Raw genomic sequence first — 13,756 nt, forward strand, 5'->3', positions numbered from 1 at the left:
ATTACTGCTTAGGTGCGATCCGGACTTTGAGACCGTCGAGGTCTGCACACATCTTGATCTGGCAAGACAGGCGGGAAACAGGAAGACGCTCAGACTCAGCACCATCGAGCATGTCGTCTTCGAGGTCGGAAACTTCGCCGACAGCATCGACGAATGCGTCATCGACGTACACGTGGCAGGTTGCACACGAGCATGCGCCACCGCACTCTGCAACGATGCCCTTGACACCGTTCTTGACAGCGATCTCCATCACGGAGTCACCATCGCGGGCTTCGAGGGTGGTCTCGGTTCCGTCGGGGGAAATATAGGTTACGTGAGGCATGTCTTACTCCTGTTGTCTCTTTCTGTCTGACGAGTGCTTAGATAAATTGTTTGCCGCCATCGACCACGAGGGTCTGGCCGGTGATGTATCCGGACTGTTCGCCCGCGAGGAAAATTGCGGTTCCCACAATGTCTTCAGGCTGGCTGGCACGCTTGATCGCACCGCGGTCCACGCCATAGGTCTCGGCGTCTTCCATCAGGCTCAGGCTTGCTTCGGTGAGCGTAAAGCCGGGTGCAATGGCGTTAACGGTGACACCCTGGGGTCCAACCTCTCGTGCCATGACGCGGGTCATACCAATCACGGCACCCTTAGATGCGACATAGTGCATCCATAAAGGTGAGCCACTGAAGACGGTAGCGGAGGCAATGTTCACAATGCGACCACCTGGTTGTGTCATCCGTGGATATACCGAGGCGGAACACAGCCATGCACCCTTGACGTTCACGTTCATGACGCGATCCCATTCAGCGGGGTCAATCTCGGTAAAAGGCTTGCGGGTCAATGTTGCATAGATGGCCGCGTTGTTGATGAGCACATCAATGCGACCAAAAGCATCGATGGCTGCCTGAGCGAGGGCATCGGTGGATTCTTTGTTGGTGACATCTACCTTGACAGCGATTGCTGCTGCGCCAGAGGCGGTCAGCATCGCTGCAGTTTCTTCCACACCAGCGAGGTCAATATCAGCCACAACAAGCTGTGCACCCTCGGCAGCAAAACCCTGCGCAAATGCGCGACCGAGGCCGCCAGCTGCACCGGTGACGATGACAACTTTGCCCTCAAATTGATCTGTGGCCATTAGGCGAGGTCCTCTCGGGTGTACGTATTAGCCAGTTCATCCATGTAGTCCATGCACGCTGTGGTGACGAGAACCCTGGACATGGCTTTGGCTTGGTCAGTAAAAAGTTCGTTATATGCGCGGTAGGCACACAACCGCAGCGACTGCTCGGCATCAATGCCAAACCAGTCCATCACGACGCGGCGACCGTGTGGGGTGACTCGCCAGACCTTGTCGGAGTCTTTCACGACGGAGTCGTTTGTGCTCATCGCGACAAGGCGGGTGTCGTGGCCATCAATGATGTCCACAATCGCAACGATGTCTTCTTCGGGGACACCGACCTGCTCGAGAATTTCACGAGCTATGCGTGCACCCTCTTTCTCATGCTGAATGATGAGGTGATCGAGGGAACCATCGGCTCCGGGAGCAATCGCTTCGAGGGCGAGGCGCTCATCGACGGTGGACCAGCCAGTGTCGTGCAAAAGAATTGCGGGAAGCACGATGTTTTCATCGGCTTCAGGAATCTGTGAGAGCAAAGCTTGGGCGATGGAATATGCATACAGGCTGTGCGCATCGTTATCGCGTGTGCGAAGGAAATCCTTCGCCAGGGACCAAATCGCCCCATCCCGCTCGTTCAGTTCAATCATCCCAGGGACTCGCGATGCGTCCGGAATTTTTCCAGTGACATCGCGGCCCAGGTGATTGACAACTGGTGAGTGGGATGGGGACGACATGGTTTATTCCTTAGTGGCTGCTAACTTAGCCAATGATCTCGACGGTACCGTTCGAGCCATCGACTCGAAGCTTCATACCGGTCTTGATCTTGGTGGAAGCAGAACCGGTACCGGTGACGGCGGGAAGGCCGTACTCACGGCAAACGATAGCCGCGTGGCTCATCATTCCACCGATGTCGGTAACAGTTGCGCTGATCTTGCCGAAGACAGGTCCCCAGCTCGGTGCGGTCACAGGAGCAACAAGGATTTCACCCTGCTGGAGCTGGTCGAGCTCCTCTGGTCCCATGATGACGCGAGCCTTACCCTCAACAACACCAGGGGATGCTGCCATACCCTTGAGTTGGTTGGGGTCGCCCTCGTCGGCGCCAAGCCACTGCTGAACCTGCTCGGTGGTGATACCCCAGAGCATGATGGTGAATGGCTCGTTGATTTCTGCAGGAGGCTCGTTGAATGCAGGCTCGGGGCGTGCAGTCATCAGAGCATCTACGATCTTGCGACGACGCTCAATTTCAGCTGGCCAGTAGGTAGGTGCGATGCAGTCTGCGCCAACACCCCAACCGGTTGCGAGGTCGAACAGTACGGGACGTACTTCGTCACGGGTCAGGTAGAGCATGTCATCTGGCTCAGTCCAGAAGCCGTAGCTGTGGAGCAGACGAGACAGCTGACGAACCTTGCGCCAGAAGACGCCCATGGTCCAGTGCTCGATGTAGAAGTTGTGGTCTTCTACGTAGGGGTACACGGTGCGTGCAAGACCGAGCTTGCCGTTGAAGGTCTCGAGGGCTTCGCCATCGAGCAGTTCAGCGTATTCACTGGTGATGCGGTCGCGCTCTGCAATGAGCTCGTCCTTGGGGCGGTGAAGCTGCTCGCCCTTTGCGGCACGAACAACGTAGTCCTGGATATAGCCCATTGGCAGATCCAGGTTGTCACGCCAGTAGACGTCAGAACCGTAGAAACCGTTACCGCTGGTGTAGTTGAACCAAGGCTCCTGAGCCTTCTCCCACGCAGCAATCCACTTCTTGCCATCTGCAGAGCCTTCGAGCTCAGCCAGAGTAGCTGCAGCATCGTTGTTCTTTGCGAAAACAGCGGTGAGGTTGTGCTTGACAGCGAGCTCAGCGAGATCCTTGAGCTCGTCATCGGGACGGAAGAGAACCGAGTCCACACCCATCACCATCTTGGCGATAGCCAAGTCGGGGATGCCGGGGAAGGATTCCTTGCAGAAACCGAAAAAGTCCAGGTAGGCAACGTAACCGAGGTTCAGGAACTCGAAGTGGTGCTCCCAGTTCTTGTATGCCAGCTGGATGAGGCGGTCATAGTCAGCCATCATCTTGGCGGTGGGGTCAATACCAGCACCGCTGGTGATGACCTCAATGTCAACCATCTCTGGAAGCGCTTCGAAGTTGATGGCGTCCATCTCTTCGATGGTTGCAAGAACCTTCTTCTTCCAGTTTTCGAGCAGGGTGTTCCAGTTCTGGAAGTAGTAGCCTGCACGCTCCATGAAGTGAGGAACGCGGTCACCGATGAGCTCAGGTGCAACTGCAACAGGGCTCATGTAGCAGAAACCGTTGTGAATACGGAATTCAATACCGTTTGCTGGAGGGATGATGTAGTGGCGGGTGTTGTATGCACCGAGGCAACGTACGGCGAATTCCACACCGACGGTCTCAAATGGCTTGAACACGTTGGGCCAGTGCTGCGAGTCGCAGAACCAGAACTTCGCGTTTTCCTTGTCTTTCAGGTTTTCCTGGAATACAAGGTTGTATGGGTAGAGGTCTTGCCAACCTTCAGCGCCCTTGGGTGCTGGCAGGTCATAAGGCGAGACGAAGCTCTTACGAGCAGCGCTAGGCGTCATTGCTTTTGCCTTCTTTCCGAACATGTGGTGGTGCCTTTCTCATCGTCGAGACTGGTGTTACAGGGTTGTGGTGCAGGTGTTGCCGTTGTTGTGGGGCTTTACTTGCGGTCTCCGATTTGGGCCATCAGCGACTTTGTGATCGCTTCAATACCGGAACCGGTGGAAGTGATTTTCACTTCCTGCTTCTTCTGTGACCACACCGTTTCGGGGCGGCTTTGCAGAAGGAGAACGTTGGAACCTGCAGGAAGGTCGGCGTCGATAGCCCACTCAATGTCCTGAACTGTTCCGTAGTGTTTGTGTGCAGCCTTAGCTAAAGTTGCGACCTGAATCAGCTCTTCATCGCTGAGGCTGGGGCTGTTGCGACGCTCGGCGTCGACTTCCTTGCGGATCACGGTGCCGTGACCTGAAGGCACGAGTTCTTCGTGCTTGTCAGAAATGGTGCGGTTGATGATGTGCATCATGACTTTGTCGATAAGGAAGTTATCTGGGGTGACTTCACCAGAGACAACCATCTCACCCAGGCCCCAGCTGGAGTCGACAACAATCTTGGACTTGTCACCGTTGCTGGGGTCAATGGTCATGGCCACACCGGAAGTGCGAGAGTTGACCATCTTCTGAACGGCAACAGCCATTGACAGACCCTCATCGGGAATGTTGTTTGCCATGCGGTAAGTGATTGCACGGGCGGTGTACAGCGATGCCCAGCATTCACGAATCTTCTGCATGACAGCTTCTTGGCCGATAATCCAGAGGTAGGTGTCCTGCTGTCCAGCGAAGCTTGCGTCAGGCAGATCTTCAGCGGTAGCACTGGAGCGTACGGCGACAGGTACTTCGCCACCACACAAGTCCATGAGCTTCTTGTAAGCAGCGATGGTTTCATCGCGCACATCAGCAGGAACTTCCTGGGTCATGATCAGTTCGCGGATGTGAGCTGCACGGGTGTCTACGTCAGTCACATCGTTGGGGTCTAGACCTTCGAGGTGCTTCACAATGTGATCGCGCAGTGTGGTCTGGTTCATCACCGCATCAAATGCGTCAGTGGTCACGGCGAATCCGGGAGGGACAGGCATACCTGCGCTGGTCATGATGGCCAGGCTGGTGCACTTGCCGCCCAGACGGTCGTGTTCTGGAGTTTCTGTGCTGTCAAAAGCGAAGGTGTACTTTCCCATGGTTTTCCTTTACTTGGTCCACTCAACTGGTACCGACGTTGGTACCCGGAAGGAGATGTTTTCGATGAAGTTAATGTCTGCTCCTGGCATCAGTCGCAGGGTTGGAATTTTCTTAGTGATTTCTTCCAAAGCAACCTTGCCCTGCAGTTTCGCAAGGAGGTTTCCGAGGCAGAAGTGGATTCCGTAACCGAATGACATGTGGTTACGGGCGTTTTCGCGACCGATGTCAAAGACATCGGGGTTCTCAAACACGCTGGCATCACGGTTTGCCGAGCCCATGAGCAGAAGAACACCAGATCCTTCAGGAATCTTGACTCCGGCGATTTCTGCATCGCGGGTTGCCTTGCGGCGCCAAGCCACAATGCTTCCTGCCATGCGCAGCACTTCGTCAATGGCGCCTGGAATCTTCTCGGGGTCTTCCACGAGAGCTTGGTAGGTCTCAGGGTTCGACAGCAGCATGCGCAGTGAATTAGAGATCAGGGTGGTGGTGGTTTCGTGACCAGCGAAGAGCATCGAGTACAGCAACGATGCAATTTCGTGGTCAGAGATCTCATTACCTTCAGCCTGAAGCTTCAACAGATCTGCAGCGAGGTTGTCCTGTCCAGGGTTCGCCTTATTGTTGGCCACAATTTCCTGGCAGAAGTTCCAATACTCAACGAGGTTGTGTGCGTGAGGAATCTGTTCCTCATCGGTGAGCTCTGCCCAGGTCATTAAAGCGCGGCTACCCGACCACTTCTTGATTTCAGGAATGCGAGAAATGGGAACACCAAACAAGGTCAGGATGGTGATTGTGGGCAGGTCGTTTGCGATGTCGCTGAGGATGTCTCCGGGTTCTCCCGCGGCGAGCATCTTGTCAATCATGATGTCAACGTTTTCGCGAATAGCTGGTTCGAGAACTTTGTAGCGGCGAGGAGTGAACGCCTTGGAGGCAATGGAGCGAATACGGGTGTGCTCTGGCGGAATGCGAGCAGAGAGACCGGAGTATGCGGTGAAGCCACCCTCTTCCATGATCTTTTTGGCAGGTGCACCCATGGGGCGAACTGGAGCTTGGGCGTTTTCAGAGGAGAAGGTCTCCCAGTCTTCGAAGACTGCTTTGACATCGTCGTAACGAGAGACAACGAAGTAACCGATGCGGTCGTCATACATCACGGGCTCTTCGCGGCGAAGCTCAGCGTAAGCGGGGAAGGGGTCCTTCATGTCGAAGGGCTCGTATCCGTGGTATGTGGTTGCACCCATGTGCGTTCCTCCTTGAACTGCTTATTTACATAGTCGACCTGTCGGAGGTAAACAGATAGACATGTTTCTCACTCAATGAGAATGACATTGAAAGATTTTTTCACACCCGCGTAAATACGGGGAAAACGTGGGAAAAATAGTTAGCGAATCGTCCGGCCAGACATCGAAGATTGGATGCTTTCGACGGTTCCGCGCATCAAAGGCATCAAGCGGCGCACCTCACCAATCTTCGCTTTATCGAGCACCATACCCACCGCAGCAATGGTCTGACCTTCAACAATGACCGGCAGCGCCAGAGAGAACTGCCCCACGCGCATTTGCTCAATCGTGATGGAATACCCAGTGCGCTGCACCTCATCTATTTCAGCACGAAGAATCTCAGGATCGACCACCGTTTTCGGAGTGGGTGTTTCCAATTCACGCTCGAAATAGGCTTCGATAAACCATTCAGGCTGGGCTGCCAACAGCACACGGCCCACGGCCGTGGCATGCAGGGGCAGTCTGCCACCCACGCGTGAAATGAGGGGCACTTTGCGGGAGCCATAAATCTTGTCGGTATACAGCGTCTGAGTTCCCTCGCGCACAGCCATGTGCACGTTCTCGTGAGTGAGATCAAAGAGATCTTGCAAGAAAGGGTGAGCACGGTCGCGTAAACGACGACCAGCTAATTGGCCCAACTCCCAGATGCGCATACCCACCTGATATTTGCCATCTGAGGTCTTATCCAGACCGCCCCACTCTTCAAGCTCGTGCACGAGACGATAGGTAGTTGACAGGGGCAAACCAGAGCGCTGAGAAATCCGGGCAACAGAGAGTGCGCCAGGAGAATTCTCAAAAGCAGAGAGCACCGACAGTGCACGCGAGGTGACGCTGCTGGATTCAGCTGTTTCAGCTTTGTTGTGTGCCACCATCACCACCTTGTTGAGTGCCTCATGGTCATGTTACCCAACGCAATCCCCTCAATGGGAGTTCACGCTGTAACGCAGATGCCCCCGGATATACCGGGGGCATCGCGCTCACTGGAAGAACTAGTTGCTTTGGGGTGCTTCAAGTTGTGGCATCTCCCCTGGGGCAGGAAGCATGTGCTTCATCTCCCCTTCCAACTGGTCGAATTCGTGCATCATGTCTTCCATGTCCCCCTCGTACATGATGTGACCGCCACCCTCCATGATGTGCACCTGCCCAGCTGGGTATCCGTGGCCAAATGGACCGCTGAATGCTGCTGCGGTAAAGGCCACCCACATACCAAATAGGAAGATTCCGATGATGCTGAGGGCACCACTAACAATGACGGCGACTTTCGCCAAAACGTTGTTCTTGCCCGCCTTGTTTGACCACACCCACGCGATGATTCCCAGCGCTAGCGCGGGAAGCGGCATAAAGAAAGCAAACACCAGAGCAACAATTCCCAGTGTCTGGCCGGGATATGTGGCGCTGGTGGCGTCGTGCTCAACAGCTGGCTTAGTGCCGGAGGTAGCAGTCTTTGCTTTGGGCGACTTCGGCTCCTGAGCAGGATCAAAAGTTTCTGGGGTGGACGCGGCCATGATTACTCCAATGAAGGGGGATGTGTTCTCACGGTATCGAGCGAACTTATGAGTCGGCTGAGAGAAGTTTATGAATTGCCCTAACGTGAGAGGTATGGCTCATCCTCCCCAGCAGGTCTCCGTTCACGTCCGCGCTTTCATCACCTGGCTGACTATTTTTCCCCTGGTGGCATTGGGATTGACGTTTCTCATGCCACTACTCGGTGACACACACCCCATCTTCAAGGCATTCGTGTTGACCCTGATTGTGGTTCCGCTGGCGGTCTACGTGATTGTTCCCCGGCTGTTGGGGCTCTACGTCAAGCTCAGCTCAAAGAAAAGCTCAAACACACACTAGGAAGGGTTGATGCCGAAGGCAACAGCCAACTTCTCAATCTTCTCGGCACGCCCCAAACGAGGCAGGTCACTGCCGTCACGAACGACACGGCCGCGTGCTTCGAAGTCTGCGAGGAATGTTCGAGCCCACGCAACATCAGACTGAGTGGGGCTAATTGCTTCGTTGATGACCGGGATTTGGTCGTGGTGCAAACACAGCTTTCCGGTCATGCCCAATGCAACAGCGTGCTCTGACTTTTCACGCAGAATTCCATAGCTGGATCCCACCGTGGGGCCATCGATGGGGCCCGGAAGGTTTCCAATACGACTTGCCACAACCAGGCGCGAGCGAGGATAGGCCATGGCAATATCTTCCACACTGGTTCCGGTGTCCCGGCGGTAGTCACCACTGCCAAAGGCAAGACGGAACGCTCCGCGAGCGCACGCAATCTCTCGAGCTTCTTCAATACCTAAAGCAGATTCCACGAGGGCAAGAACACGGGTCTTGCCGCCGAGGCGATCGAAAGTTTCGGTGACGTGAGAGCCGTCTTCTGTTTTCGCGAGCATGACACCCAGAAGCCCGGGAACATCACGAAGCTGATCGATGTCGTCTGACCAGAAATTTGATGCACGGTCGTTAATGCGAACCCAGGCTTGCTTTGTTTCAAGCCACTTGGCCACCTCATCACGGGCAATGCTCTTCTGTGATGGATCTACCGCGTCTTCAATATCGAGAACAATCTGGTCTGCTTTGGAGGCAGCAGCAGCGTCAAACTCTTCAGTTTTGGCACCGTTGACGAGCAGCCAGGAGCGCGATATTTCTGCAGAAATCATAGATAAAGACTACTTGGACAAAAAGGTCGTCATAGCCTTGGCAACCTCGAGAGGTGCTTCGACGACCGCTTGGTGTGATGCGCCGGCAATAATGACCTGCTGAGCTTCGGGCACTGTCTCCGCGATGATTGCCCCGGCTGCAGGCGGAGAGCCAGGATCGATCTCTCCCGAGATCACCAGAATGGGCACACGGATGTCTGCCAAATAACCGCGGGCATCAAAAGCACCCAGTGCTTCACACGTTTTGATGTAACTGGAGTCATCGGTCGAGGCAACCATATCCAAGAGAGCTTTCACCGCTCCAGGATCTTTGGTGATGAAATCATCAGAGAACCAGCGCGCGGGAAGCGCAGGAACGAGCGAAGCTGTTCCGTGCGCTTGAACCTGAGCAATACGTTCGCTCCACCCCTCAGGGCCCCCCATATAGGGCGCAGAACACACGACAACAGAGTGCTTAATGCGGTCAGGGAATTTGTGTGCAATTTCGAGAGCAATAGCGCCAGCAACCGAGACCCCGGCAAAGTCAAAGCGCTGAATTCCGAGTTTGTCTGCCGAAGCGATGACGGCATCTGCGACTTCTTCGAGAGTGTAGGAATCGGTGGGGACAGGTGATTTGCCGTGCCCTGGCATATCGAAGCGCACGATGGAATAGTGCACTGAGAGGGCCGGCATGGCCCTCTCCCACAAATGAATATCAGTGCCGAGGGCATTGCCGAGAACTAAAACGTTGTCAGCTGAGGCTAGTTCTTCAGCAGGAGTATCTGAGACGGTGTAAATCTGTGGGACGGCCATAGCCCCACTTTACTCAGCTCGTAAACAGTGCGGTGAGCGCCATCGCAACCCAGAACCCCAGGAGCATGAAAGGTCCAAATGGAATACGGGTTTCTTTCGTCACCGCCCACGCTTGAGACAACGGGAGATCTTTTCTTCTCAGCAAAGTAATCATCAACACAACAAGTGAGGCAAGGCCACCAAAGATAAATGCAAAAACTGGAGACAGAATGGCCGTGGGGGCACCGATCAACCCTGCAGCACCGCCGAGAACCCCGGCAAGCTTCACATCCCCCATACCCATTCCACCGCCGTAACTGAAGATGAGAAGGAATCCGAAATAGCCTGCCGCAGAAATGGCAGGAATGAGTGGGTACTCACCCGTGCTGATCCAGACGCCGATCCAGGCAATTGCTATTGCTGCATAGCCGGGCATCACCCAGGCATTAGGAAGTCGGTGAGTGCGCCAATCAATGCGCACCAGTGGAATGGTCACGACCGCCAGATAGGCCAGCGGGATGATTTGCCACAACGTCATGTGCTCACGATAATGCAGATAGCCCTCGCAAAGCGAGGGCTATCCACAGTCCGCGGGTGAGCTGACGACGAGTACTCTCCTCCCCAGCTATTCGCGTGGCGTCTAGAGGACTTCCTGGCGTTCCAGGAGGTCGGTGACGAGCGCCGCAATAGCGGAGCGCTCAGAACGGGTCAGGGTGATGTGACCGAAGAGTGGCTGTCCCTTCAGGCTTTCAATCACGCTGGCGATGCCATCGTGACGACCCACTCGCAGGTTGTCTCGCTGAGCTACGTCATGCGTGAGAACAACTCGAGAGTTTTGGCCGATACGGCTGAGCACTGTGAGCAGAACGTTGCGCTCAAGAGACTGTGCCTCGTCCACGATGACGAATGCATCGTGAAGTGAGCGACCACGAATATGTGTCAGTGGCAGAACCTCGAGGATTCCGCGATCGACAACCTCATTCATAACGTTGTCGGAGACTAGAGCGCCCAAGGTGTCAAAGATGGCCTGACCCCAGGGGTTCATCTTTTCTTCTTTATCCCCTGGAAGGTAGCCCAGCTCTTGACCGCCGACTGCGTAAAGCGGGCGGAAGACGATGATCTTCTTGTGCTGCTGACGTTCCAGGACTGCCTCAAGACCGGCACACAATGCCAGCGCTGACTTTCCAGTACCGGCAGAGCCGCCCAGCGAGATGATTCCCATACTGGGGTCGAGCAGCATGTCTATCGCCAGACGCTGTTCTGCCGAACGGCCGTGAAGACCAAAGATGTCACGGTCACCGCGCACCAAAGCAATCTCACCCTTATGAACTACACGGCCAAGTGCAGAGCCACGGTCGGAGTGAATGATCAAGCCAGTGTTGATGGGGGTGTCTTTGACAGCGCTGGTGCGCAGCACCTCATCTTCATACAAGATGGCCATGTCGTCAGCGCTGAGGTCAATCTCTTCATGCCCCATCCAACCGCTGTCCACAGCGAGCTCGGCACGGTATTCCTCAGCGTTCATGCCGATAGAAGAAGCCTTGACACGCATAGGGAGGTCTTTGGAGACCACGGTCACATTGAGACCATCGTTGGCGAGGTTCATCGCCACAGCCAGGATGCGACTGTCGTTGTCTCCCAGCTGCAATCCAGATGGAAGCACCGCCTGGTTGGAGTGGTTAAGTTCAACCCGGAGCGAACCACCCTCCCCAATGGGGATGGGGAAATCTAAACGTTCGTGCTTAATGCGTAAGTCATCAAGAATGCGCAACGCCTGACGAGCGAAGTAACCGATCTCGGGATCGTGACGTTTCTTTTCCAGCTCACTAATCACCACCACCGGGATGACCACGGCATGCTCCGCGAAGCGGAACAATGCCTGGGGGTCAGACAACAAAACCGAGGTATCTATGACATAGACACGCTCGGTTGTGGATGAGGAAGTGGACTTCTGGCGCTGACCGGATTGACCAGTCTTAGCGCCACTACTTTGTGGGCTCATGTCATGAAAGTACGACCCTCGTCACCCACTTTCGTGGCGACACGCCCGATGTTCATCTAAGTGTCATCGGGATGACATCACAGAGCTTTTATCCGCCGAAACGACGCTCGCGACGTGAGTAGTCACGCATGGCACGTAGGAAGTCCACTTCACGTAAATCTGGGTAGAGAGCTTCCACAAAATAGAACTCGGAGTGGGCACTTTGCCAGAGCATAAAGTCAGAAAGCCGCTGTTCTCCAGATGTCCTAATCACCAGATCAGGGTCAGGAAGTCCACCGGTGTAGAGGTGGTCGCTGATCAGTTCAGGAGTGAGCTTATCGGCTAGCTGGTCCAGGCTGCCACCATGACTCTGGTGCTCCGAGATGATGCTGCGCACCGCATCAGCAATCTCTGCGCGTCCCCCATACCCAATCGCAAGGTTGACGTGGAGTCCGGTGTTGTTTTTGGTTCGCTCCTCTGCATCTAGCAGTGTTGCTAACAGCTCTGGAGGAAGTACATCGTCTTTGCCCACGTGATTGATTTTCCAGTTACGGAAGTGAGATAGCCCTTCGGCAAGCTCCGCAATGATGTTGTACAGCTCGGTGAGTTCGGTCTTATCGCGCCCGGTGAGGTTATCTGTGGAGAGCAAATACAGCGTGACCATGCCAATGCCTAGATCATCACACCAGACAAGGAACTCAGGAACTTTCTGGGCGCCTGCGCGGTGGCCATGAGAGGGGTTCTCCAAGAAGCGCTCTCTAGCCCAGCGACGGTTGCCATCAACAATCATTCCAATGTGGTGCGGAAGATTGTCTTTGTTGAGCCCCCGACGCAGGCGTTTTTGATACAGGCCATAGAGCGGACCTGTCTTATTCGCGCGCGACATCACGTCCATGACTTTACCGAAGGTTAGGCGCCTGCGAGCAGTGTTACGCCCAGCGTGCTCACAATAAAACTGGCGTACGCTGTTTAAATGAGCTTGCCGCTAATCGAGGATGCCGAGTCTCACCCCCACGTGGAGGTGAAGCCCTCCTGGCGTGGATGGATTCACACCGGCACATTCCCCTTGGCTATCGCCGCCGGAGTTGTGCTCATTGTTCTGGCTGATGGTCCAGCAGCAAAGTGGAGTTCTGCGGTCTTCATGACCACCTCACTGCTGCTTTTTGGCATCTCGGCGTTGTATCACCGCATCAACTGGAAACCTAAGACCAAGGTGATGCTCAAACGCTTTGATCACGCCAACATTTTCTTACTTATTGCCGGTACCTACACGCCTTTGGCAGTGTTGGCACTCCCACCCAGCAAGGGTGTTCTCCTGTTGGTGATGGTGTGGAGCGGTGCGCTGTTGGGCATTTTCTTCCGGGTGTTTTGGGTGCACGCCCCGCGCTGGTTGTATGTCGCGTTGTACATCCTGCTCGGTTGGGCAGCCATGATGTACGTGGTTGATCTCTTCCAAGCAAACATCGCCATGATGGTGCTGGTTATCGTAGGTGGTTTGGCCTACACCGCCGGCGCGGTGATTTACGGAATGAAGAAACCCAACCCCGTTCCAGGTGTGTTTGGCTTCCATGAAATCTTCCACACACTCACGGTTATCGCGTTTATGTGCCACTGGACGGCAATTTTGCTCATTGCCATGAACCCTGCCTATAACGCCTAAAGGTTGTTATCTGCCCAGATGACGATCGCGTCGTAGTGGTATTTCCCTAAGCCCTCGGCTATCCCTTCGTAGGTGTCCCGATAGGGCGAAGGCATGATGTAACTCAAAGCGAGGCTCTTGTAGGCCTCTCGAGTGGGTTTCCAAAACTGAGAGCAAAACTCGTAGTGCTGACGCACAGCATCCTGGATGGATGCCGCGTCAGCTGGCACGCCTTCATTTAGGCCTGCAACAAATTGCTGCGTTATCGCATCAAAAGCAGCAGTGAACTGCTCATTTTGTTCTTTCGAGTAGTCGTTGGTGTACTGCTCGGAATATATTCCGAACTGGTTCGACATGAGGGAAAGTGACTACTTCGACTCGGCGGCGCTGGTGTCAGCAGCCTGCTCAGCGTCGAGCTTCTTGTTGATCTCTGCGCGCATGTTCACACGGCGCATGCGACGAACCATGTCGATCAGAAGGAGAACGGTCGCAATGGTGACAAGGATTGTGGCAACGAATCCCACCACTCCAGGAGAGACCAGCTGAGGGTCAATTGTCTCTTCTGCAAAAAGCACGGGTCCTCCGAA

17 protein-coding genes are annotated in these 13,756 nt (G+C 54.8%); 2 read left to right on the forward strand and 15 right to left on the reverse strand.

The window, feature by feature from the left end; genetic code table 11:
* Window position 1: 1 nt before the first annotated feature.
* The 8 genes from AUMI_RS04890 to AUMI_RS04925 all read right to left on the reverse strand — a co-directional run bounded on the left by AUMI_RS04890 (window position 2) and on the right by AUMI_RS04925 (window position 7,629).
* On the reverse strand, window positions 2-322 hold the full coding sequence (locus AUMI_RS04890; protein WP_096381963.1) for a 2Fe-2S iron-sulfur cluster-binding protein: 321 nt from the start codon (window positions 320-322) through the stop codon (window positions 2-4).
* A 37-nt stretch (window positions 323-359) separates the two neighbouring features.
* Window positions 360-1,118, reverse strand: a complete 759-nt coding sequence (locus AUMI_RS04895; protein ID WP_096381965.1) for an SDR family NAD(P)-dependent oxidoreductase — start codon at window positions 1,116-1,118, stop codon at window positions 360-362.
* The gene (locus AUMI_RS04900) at window positions 1,118-1,831 is read right to left on the reverse strand and encodes an HD domain-containing protein (RefSeq protein ID WP_096381968.1); all 714 of its coding nucleotides are present in this window, start codon (window positions 1,829-1,831) and stop codon (window positions 1,118-1,120) included. The genes AUMI_RS04895 and AUMI_RS04900 overlap by 1 nt, the downstream gene beginning before the upstream one ends.
* 25 nt (window positions 1,832-1,856) lie before the next feature.
* Window positions 1,857-3,704, reverse strand: coding sequence for a PEP-utilizing enzyme (locus AUMI_RS04905; protein ID WP_231951707.1), 1,848 nt, complete (start codon window positions 3,702-3,704; stop codon window positions 1,857-1,859).
* Window positions 3,705-3,778: 74 nt separating this feature from the next.
* A complete protein-coding gene (locus AUMI_RS04910) occupies window positions 3,779-4,849 on the reverse strand; it encodes a PEP/pyruvate-binding domain-containing protein (RefSeq protein ID WP_096381970.1) in 1,071 nt (356 codons plus the stop codon).
* Window positions 4,850-4,858: 9 nt separating this feature from the next.
* Window positions 4,859-6,085 carry a cytochrome P450 gene (locus AUMI_RS04915; RefSeq protein WP_096381972.1) on the reverse strand — a complete coding sequence of 409 codons (1,227 nt, stop codon included), beginning with the start codon at window positions 6,083-6,085 and terminating at the stop codon, window positions 4,859-4,861.
* 140 nt (window positions 6,086-6,225) lie between these two features.
* Window positions 6,226-6,993, reverse strand: coding sequence for an IclR family transcriptional regulator (locus AUMI_RS04920; protein WP_197702051.1), 768 nt, complete (start codon window positions 6,991-6,993; stop codon window positions 6,226-6,228).
* A 120-nt stretch (window positions 6,994-7,113) separates the two neighbouring features.
* Window positions 7,114-7,629 (reverse strand): hypothetical protein, encoded by a 516-nt coding sequence (locus AUMI_RS04925; protein WP_096381977.1) that lies wholly within the window; start codon window positions 7,627-7,629, stop codon window positions 7,114-7,116.
* A gap of 94 nt (window positions 7,630-7,723) precedes the next feature.
* On the opposite strand from AUMI_RS04925, the gene AUMI_RS04930 reads away from it, so the two are divergent.
* Window positions 7,724-7,966 carry a putative antibiotic biosynthesis monooxygenase gene (locus AUMI_RS04930; RefSeq protein ID WP_197702083.1) on the forward strand — a complete coding sequence of 81 codons (243 nt, stop codon included), beginning with the start codon at window positions 7,724-7,726 and terminating at the stop codon, window positions 7,964-7,966.
* On the opposite strand, the gene AUMI_RS04935 is transcribed toward AUMI_RS04930, so the two are convergent.
* The 5 genes from AUMI_RS04935 to AUMI_RS04955 all read right to left on the reverse strand — a co-directional run bounded on the left by AUMI_RS04935 (window position 7,963) and on the right by AUMI_RS04955 (window position 12,416).
* Window positions 7,963-8,778 carry an HpcH/HpaI aldolase/citrate lyase family protein gene (locus tag AUMI_RS04935; protein ID WP_096381982.1) on the reverse strand — a complete coding sequence of 272 codons (816 nt, stop codon included), beginning with the start codon at window positions 8,776-8,778 and terminating at the stop codon, window positions 7,963-7,965. The two genes, AUMI_RS04930 and AUMI_RS04935, sit on opposite strands and share 4 nt — an antisense overlap.
* Before the next feature lie 9 nt (window positions 8,779-8,787).
* Window positions 8,788-9,570, reverse strand: coding sequence for an alpha/beta fold hydrolase (locus AUMI_RS04940; RefSeq protein WP_096381984.1), 783 nt, complete (start codon window positions 9,568-9,570; stop codon window positions 8,788-8,790).
* A gap of 13 nt (window positions 9,571-9,583) precedes the next feature.
* Window positions 9,584-10,087, reverse strand: coding sequence for a prepilin peptidase (locus tag AUMI_RS04945; RefSeq protein WP_096381986.1), 504 nt, complete (start codon window positions 10,085-10,087; stop codon window positions 9,584-9,586).
* A 102-nt stretch (window positions 10,088-10,189) separates the two neighbouring features.
* Window positions 10,190-11,551, reverse strand: coding sequence for an RNA 5'-3' helicase PhoH2 (gene phoH2 / locus AUMI_RS04950; RefSeq protein WP_096381988.1), 1,362 nt, complete (start codon window positions 11,549-11,551; stop codon window positions 10,190-10,192).
* Window positions 11,552-11,639: 88 nt separating this feature from the next.
* Complete coding sequence (locus tag AUMI_RS04955) at window positions 11,640-12,416, reverse strand: isoprenyl transferase (protein ID WP_096383482.1); 777 nt, start codon at window positions 12,414-12,416, stop codon at window positions 11,640-11,642.
* A gap of 87 nt (window positions 12,417-12,503) precedes the next feature.
* Here AUMI_RS04955 and trhA point away from each other — a divergent pair, with 87 nt between their 5' ends.
* Entirely contained in the window at window positions 12,504-13,190 is a 687-nt protein-coding gene (gene trhA / locus AUMI_RS04960; protein ID WP_096381991.1) for a PAQR family membrane homeostasis protein TrhA, read from the forward strand.
* Here trhA and AUMI_RS04965 read toward each other — a convergent pair.
* On the reverse strand, window positions 13,187-13,525 hold the full coding sequence (locus AUMI_RS04965; protein ID WP_096381993.1) for a TipAS antibiotic-recognition domain-containing protein: 339 nt from the start codon (window positions 13,523-13,525) through the stop codon (window positions 13,187-13,189). The two genes, trhA and AUMI_RS04965, sit on opposite strands and share 4 nt — an antisense overlap.
* A gap of 12 nt (window positions 13,526-13,537) precedes the next feature.
* The gene (locus AUMI_RS04970; protein ID WP_096381996.1) at window positions 13,538-13,744 is read right to left on the reverse strand and encodes a hypothetical protein; all 207 of its coding nucleotides are present in this window, start codon (window positions 13,742-13,744) and stop codon (window positions 13,538-13,540) included.
* Window positions 13,745-13,756: the final 12 nt, after the last annotated feature.

Source organism: Aurantimicrobium minutum (assembly GCF_002355535.1).
In the GTDB taxonomy this organism is placed as follows: domain Bacteria; phylum Actinomycetota; class Actinomycetes; order Actinomycetales; family Microbacteriaceae; genus Aurantimicrobium; species Aurantimicrobium minutum.

What these genes read in the sequence shown, in the direction of transcription:
- AUMI_RS04890 (WP_096381963.1), bottom strand. Translation starts at nt 322, where the DNA reads ATGCCTCACGTAACCTATATTTCCCCCGACGGAACCGAGACCACCCTC.
- AUMI_RS04895 (WP_096381965.1), bottom strand. Translation starts at nt 1,118, where the DNA reads ATGGCCACAGATCAATTTGAGGGCAAAGTTGTCATCGTCACCGGTGCA.
- AUMI_RS04900 (WP_096381968.1), bottom strand. Translation starts at nt 1,831, where the DNA reads ATGTCGTCCCCATCCCACTCACCAGTTGTCAATCACCTGGGCCGCGAT.
- AUMI_RS04905 (WP_231951707.1), bottom strand. Translation starts at nt 3,704, where the DNA reads ATGTTCGGAAAGAAGGCAAAAGCAATGACGCCTAGCGCTGCTCGTAAG.
- AUMI_RS04910 (WP_096381970.1), bottom strand. Translation starts at nt 4,849, where the DNA reads ATGGGAAAGTACACCTTCGCTTTTGACAGCACAGAAACTCCAGAACAC.
- AUMI_RS04915 (WP_096381972.1), bottom strand. Translation starts at nt 6,085, where the DNA reads ATGGGTGCAACCACATACCACGGATACGAGCCCTTCGACATGAAGGAC.
- AUMI_RS04925 (WP_096381977.1), bottom strand. Translation starts at nt 7,629, where the DNA reads ATGGCCGCGTCCACCCCAGAAACTTTTGATCCTGCTCAGGAGCCGAAG.
- AUMI_RS04930 (WP_197702083.1), top strand. Translation starts at nt 7,724, where the DNA reads ATGGCTCATCCTCCCCAGCAGGTCTCCGTTCACGTCCGCGCTTTCATC.
- AUMI_RS04935 (WP_096381982.1), bottom strand. Translation starts at nt 8,778, where the DNA reads ATGATTTCTGCAGAAATATCGCGCTCCTGGCTGCTCGTCAACGGTGCC.
- AUMI_RS04940 (WP_096381984.1), bottom strand. Translation starts at nt 9,570, where the DNA reads ATGGCCGTCCCACAGATTTACACCGTCTCAGATACTCCTGCTGAAGAA.
- AUMI_RS04945 (WP_096381986.1), bottom strand. Translation starts at nt 10,087, where the DNA reads ATGACGTTGTGGCAAATCATCCCGCTGGCCTATCTGGCGGTCGTGACC.
- phoH2 (WP_096381988.1), bottom strand. Translation starts at nt 11,551, where the DNA reads ATGAGCCCACAAAGTAGTGGCGCTAAGACTGGTCAATCCGGTCAGCGC.
- AUMI_RS04955 (WP_096383482.1), bottom strand. Translation starts at nt 12,416, where the DNA reads ATGTCGCGCGCGAATAAGACAGGTCCGCTCTATGGCCTGTATCAAAAA.
- trhA (WP_096381991.1), top strand. Translation starts at nt 12,504, where the DNA reads ATGAGCTTGCCGCTAATCGAGGATGCCGAGTCTCACCCCCACGTGGAG.
- AUMI_RS04965 (WP_096381993.1), bottom strand. Translation starts at nt 13,525, where the DNA reads ATGTCGAACCAGTTCGGAATATATTCCGAGCAGTACACCAACGACTAC.